Annotated in this window: 17 protein-coding genes and 1 pseudogene; 6 read left to right on the forward strand and 12 right to left on the reverse strand. The window is 59.9% G+C overall.

The window, feature by feature from the left end; translation table 11 throughout:
• Window positions 1-103 precede the first annotated feature (103 nt).
• Genes HU767_RS08015 through HU767_RS08025 form a run of 3 tightly spaced genes read right to left on the reverse strand, consistent with a single transcriptional unit; the run spans window position 104 to window position 3,075 of the window.
• On the reverse strand, window positions 104-400 hold the full coding sequence (locus HU767_RS08015) for a winged helix-turn-helix domain-containing protein (protein WP_186707109.1): 297 nt from the start codon (window positions 398-400) through the stop codon (window positions 104-106).
• A 4-nt stretch (window positions 401-404) separates the two neighbouring features.
• Window positions 405-908 (reverse strand): M48 family metallopeptidase, encoded by a 504-nt coding sequence (locus tag HU767_RS08020; protein ID WP_186707108.1) that lies wholly within the window; start codon window positions 906-908, stop codon window positions 405-407.
• Window positions 909-951: 43 nt separating this feature from the next.
• Window positions 952-3,075: an EAL domain-containing protein gene (locus tag HU767_RS08025; protein WP_186707107.1), complete on the reverse strand. Its 2,124-nt coding sequence runs from the start codon at window positions 3,073-3,075 to the stop codon at window positions 952-954.
• Window positions 3,076-3,397: 322 nt separating this feature from the next.
• On the opposite strand from HU767_RS08025, the gene HU767_RS08030 reads away from it, so the two are divergent.
• Window positions 3,398-4,069: a polysaccharide lyase family 7 protein gene (locus HU767_RS08030; RefSeq protein ID WP_186707106.1), complete on the forward strand. Its 672-nt coding sequence runs from the start codon at window positions 3,398-3,400 to the stop codon at window positions 4,067-4,069.
• A 541-nt stretch (window positions 4,070-4,610) separates the two neighbouring features.
• Window positions 4,611-5,279 carry a polysaccharide lyase family 7 protein gene (locus HU767_RS08035; RefSeq protein WP_053126121.1) on the forward strand — a complete coding sequence of 223 codons (669 nt, stop codon included), beginning with the start codon at window positions 4,611-4,613 and terminating at the stop codon, window positions 5,277-5,279.
• 141 nt (window positions 5,280-5,420) lie between these two features.
• Here the strand turns inward: HU767_RS08035 and HU767_RS28765 are convergent, their stop codons facing one another.
• The 3 genes from HU767_RS28765 to HU767_RS08045 are packed head-to-tail and all read right to left on the reverse strand — an operon-like array spanning window position 5,421 to window position 6,169.
• A complete protein-coding gene (locus HU767_RS28765) occupies window positions 5,421-5,675 on the reverse strand; it encodes a hypothetical protein (RefSeq protein ID WP_238349435.1) in 255 nt (84 codons plus the stop codon).
• On the reverse strand, window positions 5,605-5,928 hold the full coding sequence (locus HU767_RS28770; protein ID WP_346343457.1) for a HipA N-terminal domain-containing protein: 324 nt from the start codon (window positions 5,926-5,928) through the stop codon (window positions 5,605-5,607). Before HU767_RS28770 ends, HU767_RS28765 begins: the two co-directional genes overlap by 71 nt.
• Window positions 5,918-6,169, reverse strand: a complete 252-nt coding sequence (locus HU767_RS08045) for a helix-turn-helix domain-containing protein (RefSeq protein ID WP_186707104.1) — start codon at window positions 6,167-6,169, stop codon at window positions 5,918-5,920. Before HU767_RS08045 ends, HU767_RS28770 begins: the two co-directional genes overlap by 11 nt.
• A gap of 602 nt (window positions 6,170-6,771) precedes the next feature.
• Between HU767_RS08045 and HU767_RS08050 the strand changes: the two genes are divergently transcribed.
• From HU767_RS08050 to HU767_RS08060, 3 genes are all read left to right on the forward strand, one after another.
• The gene (locus HU767_RS08050) at window positions 6,772-7,056 is read left to right on the forward strand and encodes a fructose-bisphosphate aldolase (protein WP_186729186.1); all 285 of its coding nucleotides are present in this window, start codon (window positions 6,772-6,774) and stop codon (window positions 7,054-7,056) included.
• A 202-nt stretch (window positions 7,057-7,258) separates the two neighbouring features.
• The gene (locus HU767_RS08055) at window positions 7,259-7,537 is read left to right on the forward strand and encodes a type II toxin-antitoxin system ParD family antitoxin (protein WP_186707102.1); all 279 of its coding nucleotides are present in this window, start codon (window positions 7,259-7,261) and stop codon (window positions 7,535-7,537) included.
• On the forward strand, window positions 7,537-7,851 hold the full coding sequence (locus HU767_RS08060) for a type II toxin-antitoxin system RelE/ParE family toxin (protein ID WP_186729188.1): 315 nt from the start codon (window positions 7,537-7,539) through the stop codon (window positions 7,849-7,851). Before HU767_RS08055 ends, HU767_RS08060 begins: the two co-directional genes overlap by 1 nt.
• 128 nt (window positions 7,852-7,979) lie before the next feature.
• Here the strand turns inward: HU767_RS08060 and fba are convergent, their stop codons facing one another.
• The 6 genes from fba to tkt all read right to left on the reverse strand — a co-directional run bounded on the left by fba (window position 7,980) and on the right by tkt (window position 14,329).
• Complete coding sequence (fba, locus tag HU767_RS08065) at window positions 7,980-9,044, reverse strand: class II fructose-bisphosphate aldolase (RefSeq protein WP_003177554.1); 1,065 nt, start codon at window positions 9,042-9,044, stop codon at window positions 7,980-7,982.
• Between the two features lie 244 nt (window positions 9,045-9,288).
• Complete coding sequence (locus tag HU767_RS08070) at window positions 9,289-9,624, reverse strand: MliC family protein (protein WP_186707100.1); 336 nt, start codon at window positions 9,622-9,624, stop codon at window positions 9,289-9,291.
• 56 nt (window positions 9,625-9,680) lie between these two features.
• A complete protein-coding gene (locus HU767_RS08075) occupies window positions 9,681-9,905 on the reverse strand; it encodes a hypothetical protein (protein WP_122566574.1) in 225 nt (74 codons plus the stop codon).
• 31 nt (window positions 9,906-9,936) lie between these two features.
• Window positions 9,937-11,100 carry a phosphoglycerate kinase gene (locus HU767_RS08080; RefSeq protein ID WP_186729190.1) on the reverse strand — a complete coding sequence of 388 codons (1,164 nt, stop codon included), beginning with the start codon at window positions 11,098-11,100 and terminating at the stop codon, window positions 9,937-9,939.
• A 24-nt stretch (window positions 11,101-11,124) separates the two neighbouring features.
• A complete protein-coding gene (gene epd / locus HU767_RS08085) occupies window positions 11,125-12,180 on the reverse strand; it encodes an erythrose-4-phosphate dehydrogenase (RefSeq protein WP_186707098.1) in 1,056 nt (351 codons plus the stop codon).
• 151 nt (window positions 12,181-12,331) lie between these two features.
• Window positions 12,332-14,329, reverse strand: coding sequence for a transketolase (gene tkt, locus HU767_RS08090; RefSeq protein WP_186707097.1), 1,998 nt, complete (start codon window positions 14,327-14,329; stop codon window positions 12,332-12,334).
• A gap of 270 nt (window positions 14,330-14,599) precedes the next feature.
• Here tkt and HU767_RS08095 point away from each other — a divergent pair.
• Window positions 14,600-15,594 (forward strand): annotated as a pseudogene (locus HU767_RS08095) (metalloregulator ArsR/SmtB family transcription factor).
• Window positions 15,595-15,601 lie beyond the last annotated feature (7 nt).

Below are 15,601 nucleotides of genomic sequence, written 5' to 3' on the forward strand. Positions count from 1 at the left end.
TCCCACAAGGGTTCCGAGGTGGACACAGATTTTGTGCCCACAGAAGACCACACTGTGGGAGCGGGCTTGCTCGCGAAGGCGTCAGCCCAGACACAACCAGTATTCAGGGATACTCAAGCACCGCCTTGATCCGCGGCAAATTCCCCTCGATCCACCCCCGATCGATCGCCCCCCAATCGCGGATCCGATACCGCCCGGCATGGTTGCGCGCGCCGTCCTCTTGCTCGAACTCACACACGATATCCAGGTCCGCCAGCGCGGCGATGGTGTCCTGGGCGGTACGCCGGGGCATGCCGGTGGCTTCGGTGAGCGCCGGGACGTTGCTGGCCAGGCCGCTGTCGATCAGGTAAGCCACGTACAGGCGACGATAGAAACTGGTCTTGGTCTTGCTCACGTCCATCCGGTCATTCCTTGTGAGGTTGCAGGTCCCGCCAGGTCAGGTACACCCGCAGGTCGAATTCCAACTGGTGATAGCCCGGCAGCATGTGTTCGCAGAGTTGGTAGAAGGCCTTGTTGTGGTCTGACTCCTTGAAGTGCGCCAGCTCGTGCACAACGATCATCTTCAGGAACTCGGGCGCTGCGTCCTTGAACAGCGCCGCGATGCGGATCTCCTTCTTGGCCTTGAGCTTGCCGCCCTGCACCCGCGACACCGCGGTGTGCAGGCCGAGGGCGCGGTGGGTCAGGTCCAGGCGACTGTCGAACAACACCTTGTCGATGGCCGGTGCGTTACGCAGGTATTGCTGCTTGAGGTCCAGCGCATATCCGTACAGGGCCTTGTCGCTCTGGATCGGATGCCGACCCGGATAGCGCTGTTGCAGGTATTCGCCCAGGCGGTCCTGGGCGATCAATTGCTGCACTTGGGCTTGCAGGGCGGCAGGATAGGCCTGGAGGTATTTGAGTGCGGTCATCAAGAGGGCAACACAGTCACAAGAGGCCGCCAGTGTAGCGAATTCAGGCCTGCACCGCGCTCCAGTCGAAGGGCGTGGCGAAGGCATTGGTGTCTTCGGCCATCAACGGTCGCGCCACGAGGAACCCTTGCACGTACTCGCAGCCATGGGCCTGCAGCCACTGATACTGCTCGCGGGTTTCCACCCCTTCGGCGATCACCCGCAAGCCCAACTGCGTACACAGGTCGATCACCGAGGCCGCCAACGCCGCATCCCGGGGCGACCCTGGCAAACGGGCGATCAAGTGCCGATCAAGCTTGAGGGTATCGAGTTCAAGGTCGCGCAGATGCGCCAGCGAACAAGGCCCCGAACCAAAGTCATCCAAGGCCACCCGCACGCCCAGTTGGCGCAGCAGACGCAATTGCTTTTGGGTTTCATCGGGGTTGCGCATCAGCGCATCCTCGGTCACCTCGACCTCCAGTTGCCGAGGCTTCAAGGCATGGCGTTCCAGGACCTGGCGCAACTCGGTCACCAGGTTCGGCATGCCGAATTGAGTGCTGCTCAGGCTCACGCCCAACACCAGGTCGTCCGCGAACAAACGCTCCCAGACTTTGCGCTGGGCCGCGCTGCGATGATAAATCCAACTGCCCAGCCGACTGATCAACCGCGCCTCTTCCAGCAACGGCAGGAACAGCCCCGGCGGCACATCGCCGACGCTCGGGTGCTGCCAGCGCAACAGCGCCTCGAATCCGCGGATCCGCCCGTCGACGATACTCACCTGCGGCTGGTAGACCATATTGAAATCACGGTTCTCGATGGCCGAGCGCACGCTCTCTTCCAGCATCAGCCGTGAACGGGCCCGACCGTTCATTTCATGATCGTAGAAACGGTATTGCTGGCGGCCGGCACGCTTGGCTTCGTACATGGCGATGTCGGACGCCCGCAGCAGCCCATCGAGGTTGGCGCCACAGTCGGGGTAGGTCGCAATGCCGATGCTGGCGCCGAGCGCCACGTCCATGCCTTCGATCTGCTGGCAGATCGCGACGCGCTCGATGAGCTTCTCCGCGATCTTCGCCGCCTGCTCGGGAAACTCCAGGTCCAGCAGCGCCGTGAACTCGTCCCCACCCAGCCGCGCCAGGATATCGAAGGGGCGCAGGCACGCCTTCAACTGCTCCGACACCCAGCGCAAAACCCGGTCCCCGGCGTCGTGCCCCAGTGAGTCGTTGACCCGCTTGAAGCCGTCGAGATCCAAGTACAGCAACACCCAGTTGCTTTCCAGGCGCTCGCTGCGCATCAACAGGTTTTCCGCGGTCTGGTAGAAACCCCGGCGGTTGAGCAAGCCGGTCAACGGGTCCGTGACGGCCTGGTATTCGAGTTGCTGGTGCAAATGGCGCACCACCGACATGTCCTGGAGCGTCACCACCATCGCCTTCTGCTCCGACGGCAACGGGGCGCAGGACAAGGCCACCGACACCTGCTGGCCGGGTGCCGTGCGCAGCACTGCGTCATGCAATCGCCAGGTTTCACCACGCTGATAAGCGTTGTGGATATCGGAACCGATCCATTCGGGGATGTGCGGTTTTTGCAGGAAATCCAGGAATGGCATGTCCTGCAACTGCTCGGCGGTGGCATTGAGCAAGCGGCAGGTGGACGGGTTGGCGAAGCGGATGCAACCGTTCTCATCCACCACCAGGATGCCTTCGGCGGCGTTGTCCAGCACCGAGGCATTGAACGCCCTGGCCGCTTCGAGATCCTGGCTCAGGCGCTGCAAGGCCCGGCGATTGCGCTGGTGCTCGAGCAACGCCTGGACCTTGGGCTTGAGGATTTGCGGATCGAAGGGCTTGAACAGGTAGTCCACCGCGCCACTGGCGTAGCCCTTGATGACCGCGTCCTGGGACTGCTCGTTGGCGGTCAGGAAAATGATCGGCGTGAGCCGCGTGCGCTGGCTGCCACGCATCAGGCGCGCCACTTCGAACCCGTCCATGTCGGGCATCTGCACATCCAGCAGCACCAGGTCGATGTCGTGCTCGAGCAGCAGATTAAGCGCCTCGACCCCCGAGGACGCAGTCATCACCCGCCAATCCTGACGCTGCAGCAAGGCCCGCATGCTGAGCAGGTTTTCAGGGTAATCATCAACAATCAAAAGGACAGAGCTGTCTTCGCCGGGCGTTGGTTGCGCGCGTTCCATGCTGCTTCTCTTATCGGGCGCCACGTCCGTTTTTACGTAGCAAAGCGGACAAATACTGTCCCCTCACTCTAGACCGTGATTTTGAAAAGCAGTAGGTGTCAACGCGCCATCATCCAGACAAAGCCCGAAATAGCCGACTAACGGTCACCCTCCCCAGGCACAGAAACTGCAAAGACCTCATCGACGAACAATTGACGTCAAACATCCGCCGAACGGTCTACAAGAAAAGCCCAAGTCCAGCGTTCCGAACGCTTCAAAAGGGCGGTTTAAAGCCTCCCGCTACGGCATTCACCTTCACACCTTTGATACGCAGGACCTGGACATGATCGATCTCGCAACCTGGAACTTGAGCATCCCCGAGGGCGCCCCTCCGGCAACCATTGAAACCTCACAACTGGTTCAAGGCTTCAAGAACCAGTACTTCAACTCAGAAACCGGCACGGTGTTTTTCTGGGCCCCCGTGACAGGCGCCACGACGGCCAATGCTATTTACCCACGCAGCGAACTGCGCGAAACCAATAGCGACGGCACCTTGCGCAATTGGCTTTACCCGTCGGCGGACAACACCTTGCGCGCAACCGTCACCGTCAACCAGGTGCCCAGCACCGGCAAGATCGTGATCGGCCAGATTCACACCAAAGACAGCACCAGTCCGATGGTGAAACTGGAATACCAATACAAAACCTACAGCTCCACCGGAAATATCGTCGCCAAGGTGCGTCTTCGTCCGGACGACGCGACGGGCCAGGTCATTACCATCGCCACGGGCGTGACCCTCAACCGGAGTTTTTCCTACATGATCCACCTGAGCCCGAAGGGCGCACTCGGCATCACGGCGGCGGGCTACAACTGGCGAACCACCGTTGATCCGAGCTGGAAAGTCAAACCGCTCTATTTCAAGGCGGGTGTGTATGTGCAGGACAATACCGGCTACGTCACCGAAGGTGGGAAAGTGACGTTCAGCCTGCTGGAAATCAAACACACCACGCTTTGAGTGCAACCTGCTGCGTCGTAATAGCGGCACGGAACGCTGCTATCGGCGCCCCTCCTTAGAAAGCATCCGGCTTGGGTAATGCCTGTCAGTTAAGTGGATAGCACGGGCAAACACACAACCGTGGCGAGGGAGCTTGCTCCCGCTGGGCCGGTCCGACGCCTCGGGCGTAGCAGCCCCAAAAACAGGGCCGCTTCGCGACCCAGCGGGAGCAAGCTCCCTCGCCACAGGGTTACTGCCGGGCTCTATTTCGCTTAACTGTCGGCATTATCCGGCTTGGGTGCTTTTTTTTGCCCTGCCCTAAATAGCTGCCAAATAGCCATCGCGTAATGGTTCCAAGAAAAAGCCCGGCACCCGACCAACGGTTGATTATCTCGGGCACAAATCCGGAAAACACCACTCTGACGGTCTGCTGACGCCAACCCTCCGCCGGACGAATGCGCCAAATTCCCGTCCGCGCCCCTTCTTGGCCTCAGCAAAAGTGCGTCCTAGAGCCTCCGGCGATGGCGTGAATCATTTCTTTTGCAGTAGAAAGGATCCGAACATGGTCGACCTTGCAACCTGGAACCTGAGCATCCCTGAAGGCAGCCCGCCGAAAACCATCGAAACCCCTCGACTGGTGGATGGGTTCCAGGACAAATATTTCAACTCCGAAGGCAGCACGGTGTATTTCTGGTCTCCGGTCACCGGCACCAAGACTGAAAACGCCATCTACCCCCGCAGCGAATTACGCGAGACCTACCGGGACGGCACCTTGCGCAACTGGGTTTATCCCGACGCCGACAACCAGCTACGAGCAAGCTTGGTGGTCAACCAGGTGCCCAGCAGCGGCAAGATCGTGATCGGCCAGATCCATGCCAAGGACAGCAGCAAGCCCATGGTCAAGCTGGAATACCAGTACAAGGAAGACAGCGCCACCGGGAACATCGTCGCCAAGGTCCGCATGCGGCCCGATGACAGCGAAGGCAGGGTGATTACCGTGGCCACTGGGGTGAAGCTCAATCGCTCCTTCTCTTACCGGATTCATCTGGATCGTACCGGCGACCTGGGCATTACCGCTGCCGGTAATAGCTGGTACACCACTGTCGGCGCGGCGTGGCGCGACAAGCCGTTGTACTTCAAGGCCGGGGTGTATGTGCAGGACAACACGGGCTATACCAGTGAAGGTGGGAAAGTGACGTTCAGCGTGCTGGATATCGATCACAACACCTGAGTTTTCACGTCCTAAAATCTCGTAGGAATTTACACCCTGTGGCGAGGGAGCTTGCTCCCGCTGGGCTGCGAAGCGGCCCCTTCTTTCGTCGGCTTTACCGTATGCGCCGGCTTTTCACGGGCCGGCACACTCAAGTCGAATTCATTTCTGGACCAGCGGTTTGTTCCTGAGCCGCAACGGTTCCGAATCATAAAGAGCGGCAAACCGACCCGCGTCCCACTCCCCTCGCATACCCTCAAGCAGTCCTCCATCAATTCGATGCCCACTGCTCGCCAGCGCCTGGCTCATTGCATCGGCGATTCGCTCGATGATCAAAGCGGGCTTATCAACTTTGTAATGCTTGCGACCAAACTCGATCAACTGCTTGCGATCCGGATATGTTTTTACCTTGTTCATCTTGATCGACCTGCATATGCCTGGCCATCCGACGCTTGATCTGGTCCGCCAGAAAACCCTCAGGCACATTCATGTCGAATATCGGATGAAGGATATTGCTAACTGAGGGCGTAGGGTCATAGGGCATGACCAGCGAAACCTCCCGAGGCGCCTCGGCACTGGCATAGGCAAACGAGAACTGCGAACCTTTGGACAAGTCGCCGCTATAGCCTTGTGGTGTCATGACATTGAGCAGCTTGACCCTACTCATCATGTTCCACCAGTTCCGCCAGGGATTTGAGGTCGATGCGTTTATCGACGATTTCCAGAGCCATCCCCAATGCCGACACGACCCGAAACAGGGTGTACACGGCCACGTTTTCGCCGGCTTCAAGGTCGATGATCGTTTTGCGATTGCAATTGGCTTTTTCGGCGAGCAGCTGTTGGCTATAGCCTTTTGCACGGCGTAGCGTGCGCATTCTTTCGCCTAAAGCGGAAGGATTGAGTATCAGCATAATGTCCACCATAAGGGACTTTTTACAAACGAAAGCTGATTATGTCCTTTATAGCGGACATTTCAAGGGGCTTTCGACCGCCAGTTTTTTGCAAGCGAGAGACAACGTTCGACATGCTGACAGTTGATCACACTACAGAAACTTTGCTTCTGAAAATCTCGTAGGAAACCGTCTGTTGTGGCGAGGGGATTTATCCCCGCTGGGCTGCGAAGCGGCCCCTCTTTCCTCCAGACCTACCGCATTTGCAGGTTTTACGGCGGCTGCGCCCCCGAGCGGGAGCAAGCTCCCTCGCCACAGGGGGCCGGTGCGTCCTACAGGGCCGATTTTGGCCTTGGGAATCTGCTCTATAGTTCGGTGGGTCTGCTGGCTTTGGTCGGTGGGCAGGGGTTTCGCAGCCCACTGACAGAACAGAGACTTTGCACCGTCAAATGAAAATTCAGGCAAACTCGCCTGCGTTCGTTTTATGGCGGTTGCGTGCGGGAGACCTTCGGGTCTGCCGGGTTTGGTCTCTATCTCGGTCTGCGAACCCGCGCGCAACTGCCACCCATTTGTTTCGCAGCAAGAAGGTGGCGATCAATTTTTATTAATAGAGCCCAAACCTTATGACGACGACTCAATCACTTGGCCGCTTCACCCCTCTCACTCCAATCGCCACCACCCAACCCGTGCTGTTCATCGATAGATCCGTCCCACTAACCGAGCTTCACGCCTGCGCCAGCGAACGCCTGCACGCTACCCTCGATTACTTGACGCTCATGGCCTGCGCCACCTTGCGCGATTCGGCCGCCAGTGATTTGAACACCCTCACCAACGTTGCCCGGATCCTGGTCCAGGATGTCACCGACGTGTTCGGCGTCATCGAACAACGCGGCCTCGAAGAGCAATAAAGCCCTCCTGGCGGGAGACGATCCCCTGTGGGAGCGAGCCTGCTCGCGATGCGGTGGATCATCTGCATGGATGTCCACTGACACAGCGCGAGCAAGCTCACCTCTAAATCCACCAGCAAAGTCATCGAGAATGACAGGAGGTCATGTGCATAATCTTTTGGGCAGAGTAGGATTAAATCCTATCTTATCCCGGAGGCTCATCATGCGTAGCACTCAACAGTTCAGCATCACGCTGCCTAACCAGATGGCCGACGTAGTGAAAGCCAAGGTGGCTGCCGGCGAGTACGCCACTGAAAGTGAAGTCATTCGTGATGGCCTCAGGGCGCTGCTGGCTCGTGATCGGGCTTTGGAAAACTGGCTCGTAGGCCAAGTAACCCCAGCTTACGATGCCTTGAAAGCTGATCCCTCGTGTGCGCTAAGCGTTGATGAGGTGCGCTCCCGATTGGCTGCTGAGCACCAGAACGCCACTGTAAAATCGTAATGACCTATACCGTCGAGTTTGCACCGCAAGCCCTTGAGCAGTTAGCTGCGCTCTATCGCTACATTGCCACAGAGGCTTCGCCAGAAATTGCCCATCGGTATACCGACGCCATCGTGACCTATTGTGAAGAACTACAGACGTTCCCGCACCGAGGGAACCCGAGAGACGATATACGGCTGGGTTTGCGCATCACAAACTACCGTAAGCGGACAGTGATTGCCTTTGCCGTTGAGGCCGAGCAGGTTTTCATTTTGGGCATTTTTTACGGCGGACAGGATTTTGAGGGTGCGTTGCAGAGTGATCTGGGCGATTGACGCAAGCTCGCTTGCAAAGAGCGGAACCATAAGTAGCCGTTACCCAAAAACGGATATACACACAAAACAAGAAACCCCACCCATAAAAAAACCCGCATCACTGCGGGTTTTCTAACAACGCTAAACCATCAATTAACCTTAGCGTTCAACTCACCCTTCAAATACCGCTGATACATAGCCTCCAAAGAGATCGGCTTGATCTTGGAAGCATTCCCCGCCGTACCAAACGCCTCATAACGCGCAATACACACATCACGCATGGCCGTCACAGTCGCACCAAAGAACTTACGCGGATCAAACTCGCTCGGGTTGGTCGCCATCAACCGACGCATCGCACCGGTGGAAGCCAGGCGCAGGTCAGTATCGATGTTGACCTTGCGCACGCCGTACTTGATACCTTCGACGATCTCCTCAACCGGCACACCGTAGGTTTCCTTGATGTCGCCACCGTACTGGTTGATGATCGCCAGCCATTCTTGCGGCACCGAAGAAGAACCGTGCATCACCAAGTGAGTGTTGGGAATGCGCTTGTGGATTTCCTTGATGCGGTCGATGGCCAGCACGTCACCGGTAGGCGGCTTGGTGAACTTGTAGGCGCCGTGGCTGGTGCCAATGGCGATGGCCAGGGCGTCGACCTGGGTTTTCTTGACGAAATCCGCGGCTTCTTCCGGGTCGGTCAGCATTTGGCTGTGGTCGAGCACGCCTTCGGCGCCGATACCGTCTTCTTCACCGGCCATGCCGGTTTCCAGTGAACCCAGGCAACCCAGCTCACCTTCCACCGAGACGCCGCAGGCATGGGCCATGGCGACGGTTTGCTGGGTGACGCGTACGTTGTATTCGTAGTCGGTCGGGGTCTTGCCGTCTTCGCCAAGGGAACCGTCCATCATCACCGAGCTGAAGCCCAGTTGGATCGAGCGCTGGCAGACGTCCGGGCTGGTGCCGTGGTCCTGGTGCATGCACACCGGGATGTGCGGGAATTCTTCGATCGCCGCCAGGATCAGGTGACGCAGGAACGGCGCGCCGGCGTATTTGCGGGCACCGGCCGAAGCCTGGACGATCACCGGGGAGTCAGTCTTGTCAGCGGCTTCCATGATGGCGCGCATCTGCTCAAGGTTGTTGACGTTAAAGGCTGGAACGCCGTAGCCGAACTCGGCTGCGTGGTCCAGCATCTGACGCATGCTGATAAGTGCCATTGTGTCTCTCTCCCGGTCGAGGGTCGTTAATCGTGCCAGCCTGCCGGAGCGGCGGCGGCTATTCAAGTCATTGCGGATCGGGGGTTGGCCCCGGCCTGCGTGTTCGGTGAAGCAAAATCTCAAAACGTATAGAGGTCCCTGTGGGAGCGGGCTTGCTCGCGAATGCGGTTTCACATTCAGCAAAGATGCAAGCTGACCCGCCGCATTCGCGAGCAAGCCCGCTCCCACATTGAATCTCAGTGGATCAATCAGCCTTGCAGCCACGCCCAATCAAGTCATTGGTGGCGACCCAGTACACCAGGCCTTCCTCACCCTTGACGTGGAACGCCAGCATGTCGTCGCTGTACAGCGAACCTTCGCCACCCGGCTCCAGCGCGAGGCGATACACCTTATCGGCGCCGCCCAGGCGTACATCGACTTCCTTGCGTGCGGCATCGGTGTAGCGCCAGAGCACTTTGGCCTCGCTGTCACAGCTCCAGCTTGTCCAGCCCTCTGAAACAGGTTCGGACGACTGCAAAAAACCCAGTTGCGAACAACCGGCCAGCAATGCCAACGCCACGACGGCGATCAAGCCTTTCATCCGTGTTCCTCGACGGACGGCACCTGCCGCCCGCCATGAGTTAAGTGTCAGACCCGTCAAGGACAACCATGTTCCTTGGCCGGGGTTTGCGTCTCGTATTTGTCCAGGCCGTCCGGTCCGGAACGCTTGTTCAGCACCGGATTGGTCTCGGCTTGCCAGTCGGCCTGGTAACAGCCTTCTTCGGGCGTCGGCGTGCCGGTTTGCGGGGCCGGGGCCTCCGGGCTGCTTGAGCAAGCCACCAGCATCGTCGCCGCCAGCAGCAACGTGAACGTCTTGACCATCAGAACACACCTTTGCCTGGTCAACGCAGCGTCAGGCCTTGGCCCGGCTTTCCAGGACTTCCACGGCAGGCAGCACTTTACCTTCGACGAATTCGAGGAATGCGCCGCCACCGGTGGAAATGTAGGAGATCTGTGCGGCCACGCCATATTTATCGATGGCCGCCAGGGTATCGCCGCCACCGGCGATGGAGAACGCCGCGCTTTCGGCGATGGCTTGGGCCAGCACCTTGGTGCCGTTGCCGAACTGGTCGAACTCGAACACGCCAACCGGACCGTTCCACAGGATCGTCTGGGAGGATTTCAGCAGTTCGGCGAAGTTGGCTGCGGTTTGCGGGCCGATGTCGAGAATCATGTCATCGTCGGCCACGTCGGCGATCAGCTTGACGGTGGCGGTGGCGCTTTCAGCGAACTCCTTGGCCACGACCACGTCCACCGGCAACGGTACGCTGACCTTGGCGGCGATTTCCCGGGCAGTGTCCAGCAGGTCTGGCTCGTACAGGGATTTGCCAACCGGGTGACCGGCAGCAGCCAGGAAGGTGTTGGCGATGCCGCCACCCACGATCAACTGGTTGCAGACCTGGCTCAGGCTATTGAGCACGTCCAGTTTGGTGGAAACCTTGGAGCCGGCCACAATGGCAGCCATTGGCTGGGCCGGCGAACCCAGGGCCTTGCCCAATGCGTCCAGTTCGGCGGCCAGCAAGGGACCCGCGGCGGCGACTTTGGCGAACTTCGCCACGCCATGGGTCGAGCCTTCGGCGCGGTGAGCGGTGCCAAAGGCGTCCATCACGAATACGTCGCACAGGGCGGCGTATTGCTGGGCCAACTCGTCGGCGTTCTTTTTCTCGCCCTTGTTGAAGCGCACGTTTTCGAACAGCACCACGTCGCCGGCCTTGACGTCGACGCCGCCCAGGTAATCGGCTACTAGCGGCACTTCGCGGCCCAAGGCCTTGCTCAGGTAGTCAGCCACAGGCTTGAGGCTGTTTTCCGCCGAGAACTCGCCTTCGGTCGGACGGCCCAGGTGGGAGCAAACCATCACGGCCGCGCCTTTTTCCAAGGCCAGCTTGATGGTCGGCAGCGAAGCCAGGATACGCGCGTCGCTGGTGACAACACCGTCCTTGACGGGGACGTTGAGGTCTTCGCGGATCAGTACGCGCTTACCTTGCAGATCGAGGTCGGACATCTTCAACACGGTCATGGGTCGCAATTCCTGGGTAACTGTTTAGAGAGCAGGTTTTTTCAAAGCGGTTTGCAGGTAATGCTCGGCAACGTCCAGCATTCGGTTGGCGAACCCCCATTCGTTGTCGAACCAGGCCAGGATGTTCACAAGCCGCGGCCCGGATACACGGGTCTGGCTGGCATCGACAATGGCCGAATGGGGGTCATGATTAAAATCACAGCTGGCGTGAGGCAACTCGGTATAGGCCAGAAGGCCTTTGAGCGGGCCGCTGGTGGCGGCTTCGCGCAGGATTCGGTTGACCTCGGTGGCGTCGGTATCGCTCACGGTCTGCATCGTAATGTCGAGGCAGGACACGTTGACCGTCGGCACCCGCACGGCTTTGGCCTGAATTCGCCCGGCAAGTTCCGGCAGCAGCCGTTCGATGCCGCGCGCCAGACCAGTGGACACCGGAATCACCGATTGGAACGCCGAACGGGTGCGGCGCAAGTCCTCGTGGTGATAGGCATCGATCACCGGCTGGTCGTTCATCGCCGAGTGGATGGTGGTGATCGATACATATTCCAGGCCGATGGCCTGATCCAGCAGGCGCAACAGCGGCACACCGCAGTTGGTGGTGCAGGACGCGTTGGACACCAGCAGCTCTTCGCCGCTCAGGCAATCCTGGTTCACGCCATAGACGATGGTGGCGTCGACGTCCGCTTCGCTGGCCATCGGCTGGGAAAACAATACCCGTGGCGCGCCGGCGGCGATGAAGCGCAGGCCATCGTCGCGAGTGTTATAGGCGCCGGAGCATTCAAGCACCAGATCGACGCCCAGGGACGCCCAATCGATGCCTTCGGGGGTGGCGCTGCGCAGGACTTTCACGCAATCACCATTGATATGCAGACAATCGCCCTCGACCCGCACTTCGCCGGGGAACCGGCCATGGGTGGAGTCAAAGCGTGTCAGGTATTCGATGCTGGCCATGTCGGCCAGGTCGTTGATCGCCACGATTTCGAAACCGGCCTTGGCCCCTCGCTCGAACAACGCACGCAAGACGCAACGACCAATCCGGCCGTAGCCGTTGAGTGCAACTTTGTAGGGACGCGGTTGGGGCATGGGGTTCTCGATTGGCGTGGTGAATCCTTCAGCTCAGTGTTGCCTGAGCCACCGCCTTCGCGAGCAAGCCCGCTCCCACATGAGATTGCATTCCAAATGTGGGAGCGGGCTTGCTCGCGAAGGCGTCAGCCCAGACGACGCAACTTTCGGATCAGTCTTCCAGCAGCTCTTCCGCCTGACCCAGGATGTTTTCCAGGGTGAAGCCAAACTCCTCGAACAGCGCCGGCGCAGGTGCCGATTCGCCGTAGGTGGTCATGCCGATCACGCGGCCTTCCAGGCCCACGTACTTGTACCAGTAATCGGCATGGGCAGCCTCGATGGCGATCCGCGCGCTGACCTGCAGCGGCAATACCGCTTGCTTGTAACCGGCATCCTGGGCGTCGAACACGCTGGTGCACGGCATGGACACCACGCGTACGTTGCGGCCCTGCTCGGTCAGCTTGTCATAGGCCTGGACGGCCAGGCCGACTTCGGAACCGGTGGCAATCAGGATCAGCTCAGGCTCGCCAATGCAATCCTTGAGCACGTAGCCGCCGCGCGCGATGTCGCCGATCTGGTCGGCACCGCGGTTCTGGTGCTGCAGGTTCTGGCGCGAAAAGATCAGTGCCGACGGGCCGTCGTTACGCTCGAGGGCGTATTTCCAGGCCACCGCCGATTCCACGGCATCGCAAGGACGCCAGGTGTCCAGGTTCGGCGTGCAACGCAGGCTCGCCAGTTGCTCGATCGGCTGGTGCGTCGGGCCGTCTTCGCCCAAGCCGATGGAGTCATGGGTGAACACATACAGGATGCGTTTTTTCATCAACGCCGACATGCGCACGGCGTTGCGGGCGTATTCCATGAACATCAGGAAGGTCGCGCCGTAAGGCACCAGGCCGCCGTGCAGCGCGACGCCGTTCATGATCGCGCTCATGCCGAACTCACGAACGCCGTAGTACATGTAGTTGCCGCTGGCGTCTTCGGCGCTGACGCCTTTGCAGCCTTTCCACAGGGTCAGGTTGGAACCGGCCAGGTCGGCCGAACCGCCCAGCAGTTCCGGCAGCAACGGGCCGAAGGCGTTCAGGGTGTTCTGGCTGGCCTTGCGGCTGGCAATGGTTTCGCCCTTGGCGGCGACTTCTGCGATGTACGCCGAGGCTTTTTCGGCGAAATCGGCCGGCAACTCGCCGCTGAGGCGACGCACCAGCTCGTTGGCCAGCTCAGGGAATTCAGCGGAATAGGCAGCGAAACGCTGGTCCCACTCGGCTTCGAGGGCGCGGCCTTTTTCCTTGGCATCCCATTCGGCATAGATGTCGGCCGGGATTTCGAACGGGCCATGGTTCCACTTCAGCGCAGCGCGGGTCAGGGCGATTTCCTCGGCGCCCAGTGGCGCGCCGTGGCAGTCTTCCTTGCCCTGCTTGTTCGGCGAGCCGAAACCGATGGTGGTCTTGCAGCAGATCAGGGTCGGCTGGGAGCTCTTGCGAGCCGTCTCGATGGCGATCTTGATCTCTTCCGGATCGTGACCGTCGACGTTGCGGATCACCAGCCAGTTGTAGGCTTCGAAGCGCTTGGGGGTGTCGTCGGTAAACCAGCCTTCGACTTCGCCGTCGATGGAGATGCCGTTGTCGTCGTAGAACGCGATCAGCTTGTCCAGGCCCAGGGTGCCGGCCAAGGAGGCGACTTCATGGGAAATGCCTTCCATCATGCAGCCATCACCCAGAAACACGTAGGTGTGGTGATCGACGACGTTATGACCCGGGCGGTTGAACTGCGCGGCCAGGACTTTTTCCGCCAGGGCAAAACCCACGGCGTTGGCCAGGCCCTGGCCCAATGGACCAGTGGTGGTTTCCACGCCCGGGGTGTAGCCGTATTCCGGGTGGCCCGGGGTGCGGCTATGCAACTGGCGGAAGTTCTTCAGGTCATCGATCGACAGGTCATAGCCGGTCAGGTGCAGCAGCGAGTAGATCAACATCGAGCCGTGACCGTTGGACAGTACGAAACGGTCACGGTCGGCGAAGGCTGGGTTGCTCGGGCTGTGCTTGAGGTAGTCGCGCCAAAGCACCTCGGCGATATCCGCCATACCCATGGGGGCACCGGGATGGCCGCTGTTGGCTTTCTGCACGGCATCCATGCTGAGGGCACGAATGGCATTGGCACGCTCACGACGGCTGGGCATCGCTGTTCTCCTGCGGGTATTGAATCGAGAATGAATAAAACGAAACTGAAAAAGGCGAGCATTTTCCCTCACCCACCCGCCCCGGGGCAATGACAGATAGTCATCCATGAGCGTTTTTCCGGTGGATAAAGTCGCATTCGCCAGGTGAAACCTTTCCGCTGATGGGTTGTAGAGTCAAGCACGGGTTGGGAAGTGCCATTTATCCACCAATATCAAAACTTTTTGATATTGACCTTGCGGCGATCCAAACCCCTCACTAGACTGCCGCTCATGAACTTACCCGCGCCCACCATTCGCCATGACGACTGCGATGAGCTGGCGGCCCTTTGCAAGGCCGGCGGCGATCCGTTGCGGCTCAATGTATTGCGCGCCCTGGCCAACGACTCGTTCGGCGTGCTGGAACTGGCGCAGATCTTCGGCATCGGTCAGTCCGGCATGAGCCACCACCTCAAGGTCCTGGCCCAGGCCGACCTGGTGGCGACTCGCCGGGAAGGCAACGCCATCTTCTATCGCCGCGCCCTGCCCCACACCGACCTGTTGGGCGGCAAGCTGCACGCAGCGCTGCTGGACGAAGTGGACGCGCTGGCCCTGCCGAGCGACGTACAGGCTCGCATCGCCCAGGTCCACGGCCAACGGGCCGCTGCCAGCCAGGACTTCTTCGCACGGGTCGCCGAGAAGTTTCGCGCCCAGCAAGACCTGATCGCCGGACTGCCGCAATACCGCGAAAGCGTCGTGGCACTGCTCGATAAATTGAGCTTCGAGCCCACGGCCACGGCGATCGAAGTCGGCCCCGGCGACGGTGCGTTCCTGCCGGAGCTGGCGCGACGCTTCAGCCAAGTGACGGCGCTGGACAACAGCCCGGCCATGCTCGAACTGGCGCGCCAGGTCTGTGAGCGCGAGGCCCTGGCTAACGTCCGCCTGCAACTGGCCGATGCATTGGATGGCATGAACAAGCAGGCTGACTGCGTTGTATTGAATATGGTGCTGCATCATTTCGCCGCGCCGGCCGAGGCACTCAAGCACATGGCCGGCCTGCTGCAACCGGGCGGCAGCCTGCTGGTGACCGAGTTATGCAGCCACAACCAGAGTTGGGCCAGGGAAGCCTGCGGCGATCTCTGGCTCGGCTTTGAACAAGACGACCTGGCCCGCTGGGCCACCACAGCGGGCCTCGTGCCCGGGGAAAGCCTCTATATAGGCTTACGTAATGGTTTCCAGATCCAGGTTCGCCACTTTCAGCGGCCACTGGCGACACTCACCAACGGTAACTTGTAG

Source organism: Pseudomonas sp. SWRI179 (genome assembly GCF_014268705.1).
In the GTDB taxonomy this organism is placed as follows: domain Bacteria; phylum Pseudomonadota; class Gammaproteobacteria; order Pseudomonadales; family Pseudomonadaceae; genus Aquipseudomonas; species Aquipseudomonas zanjanensis.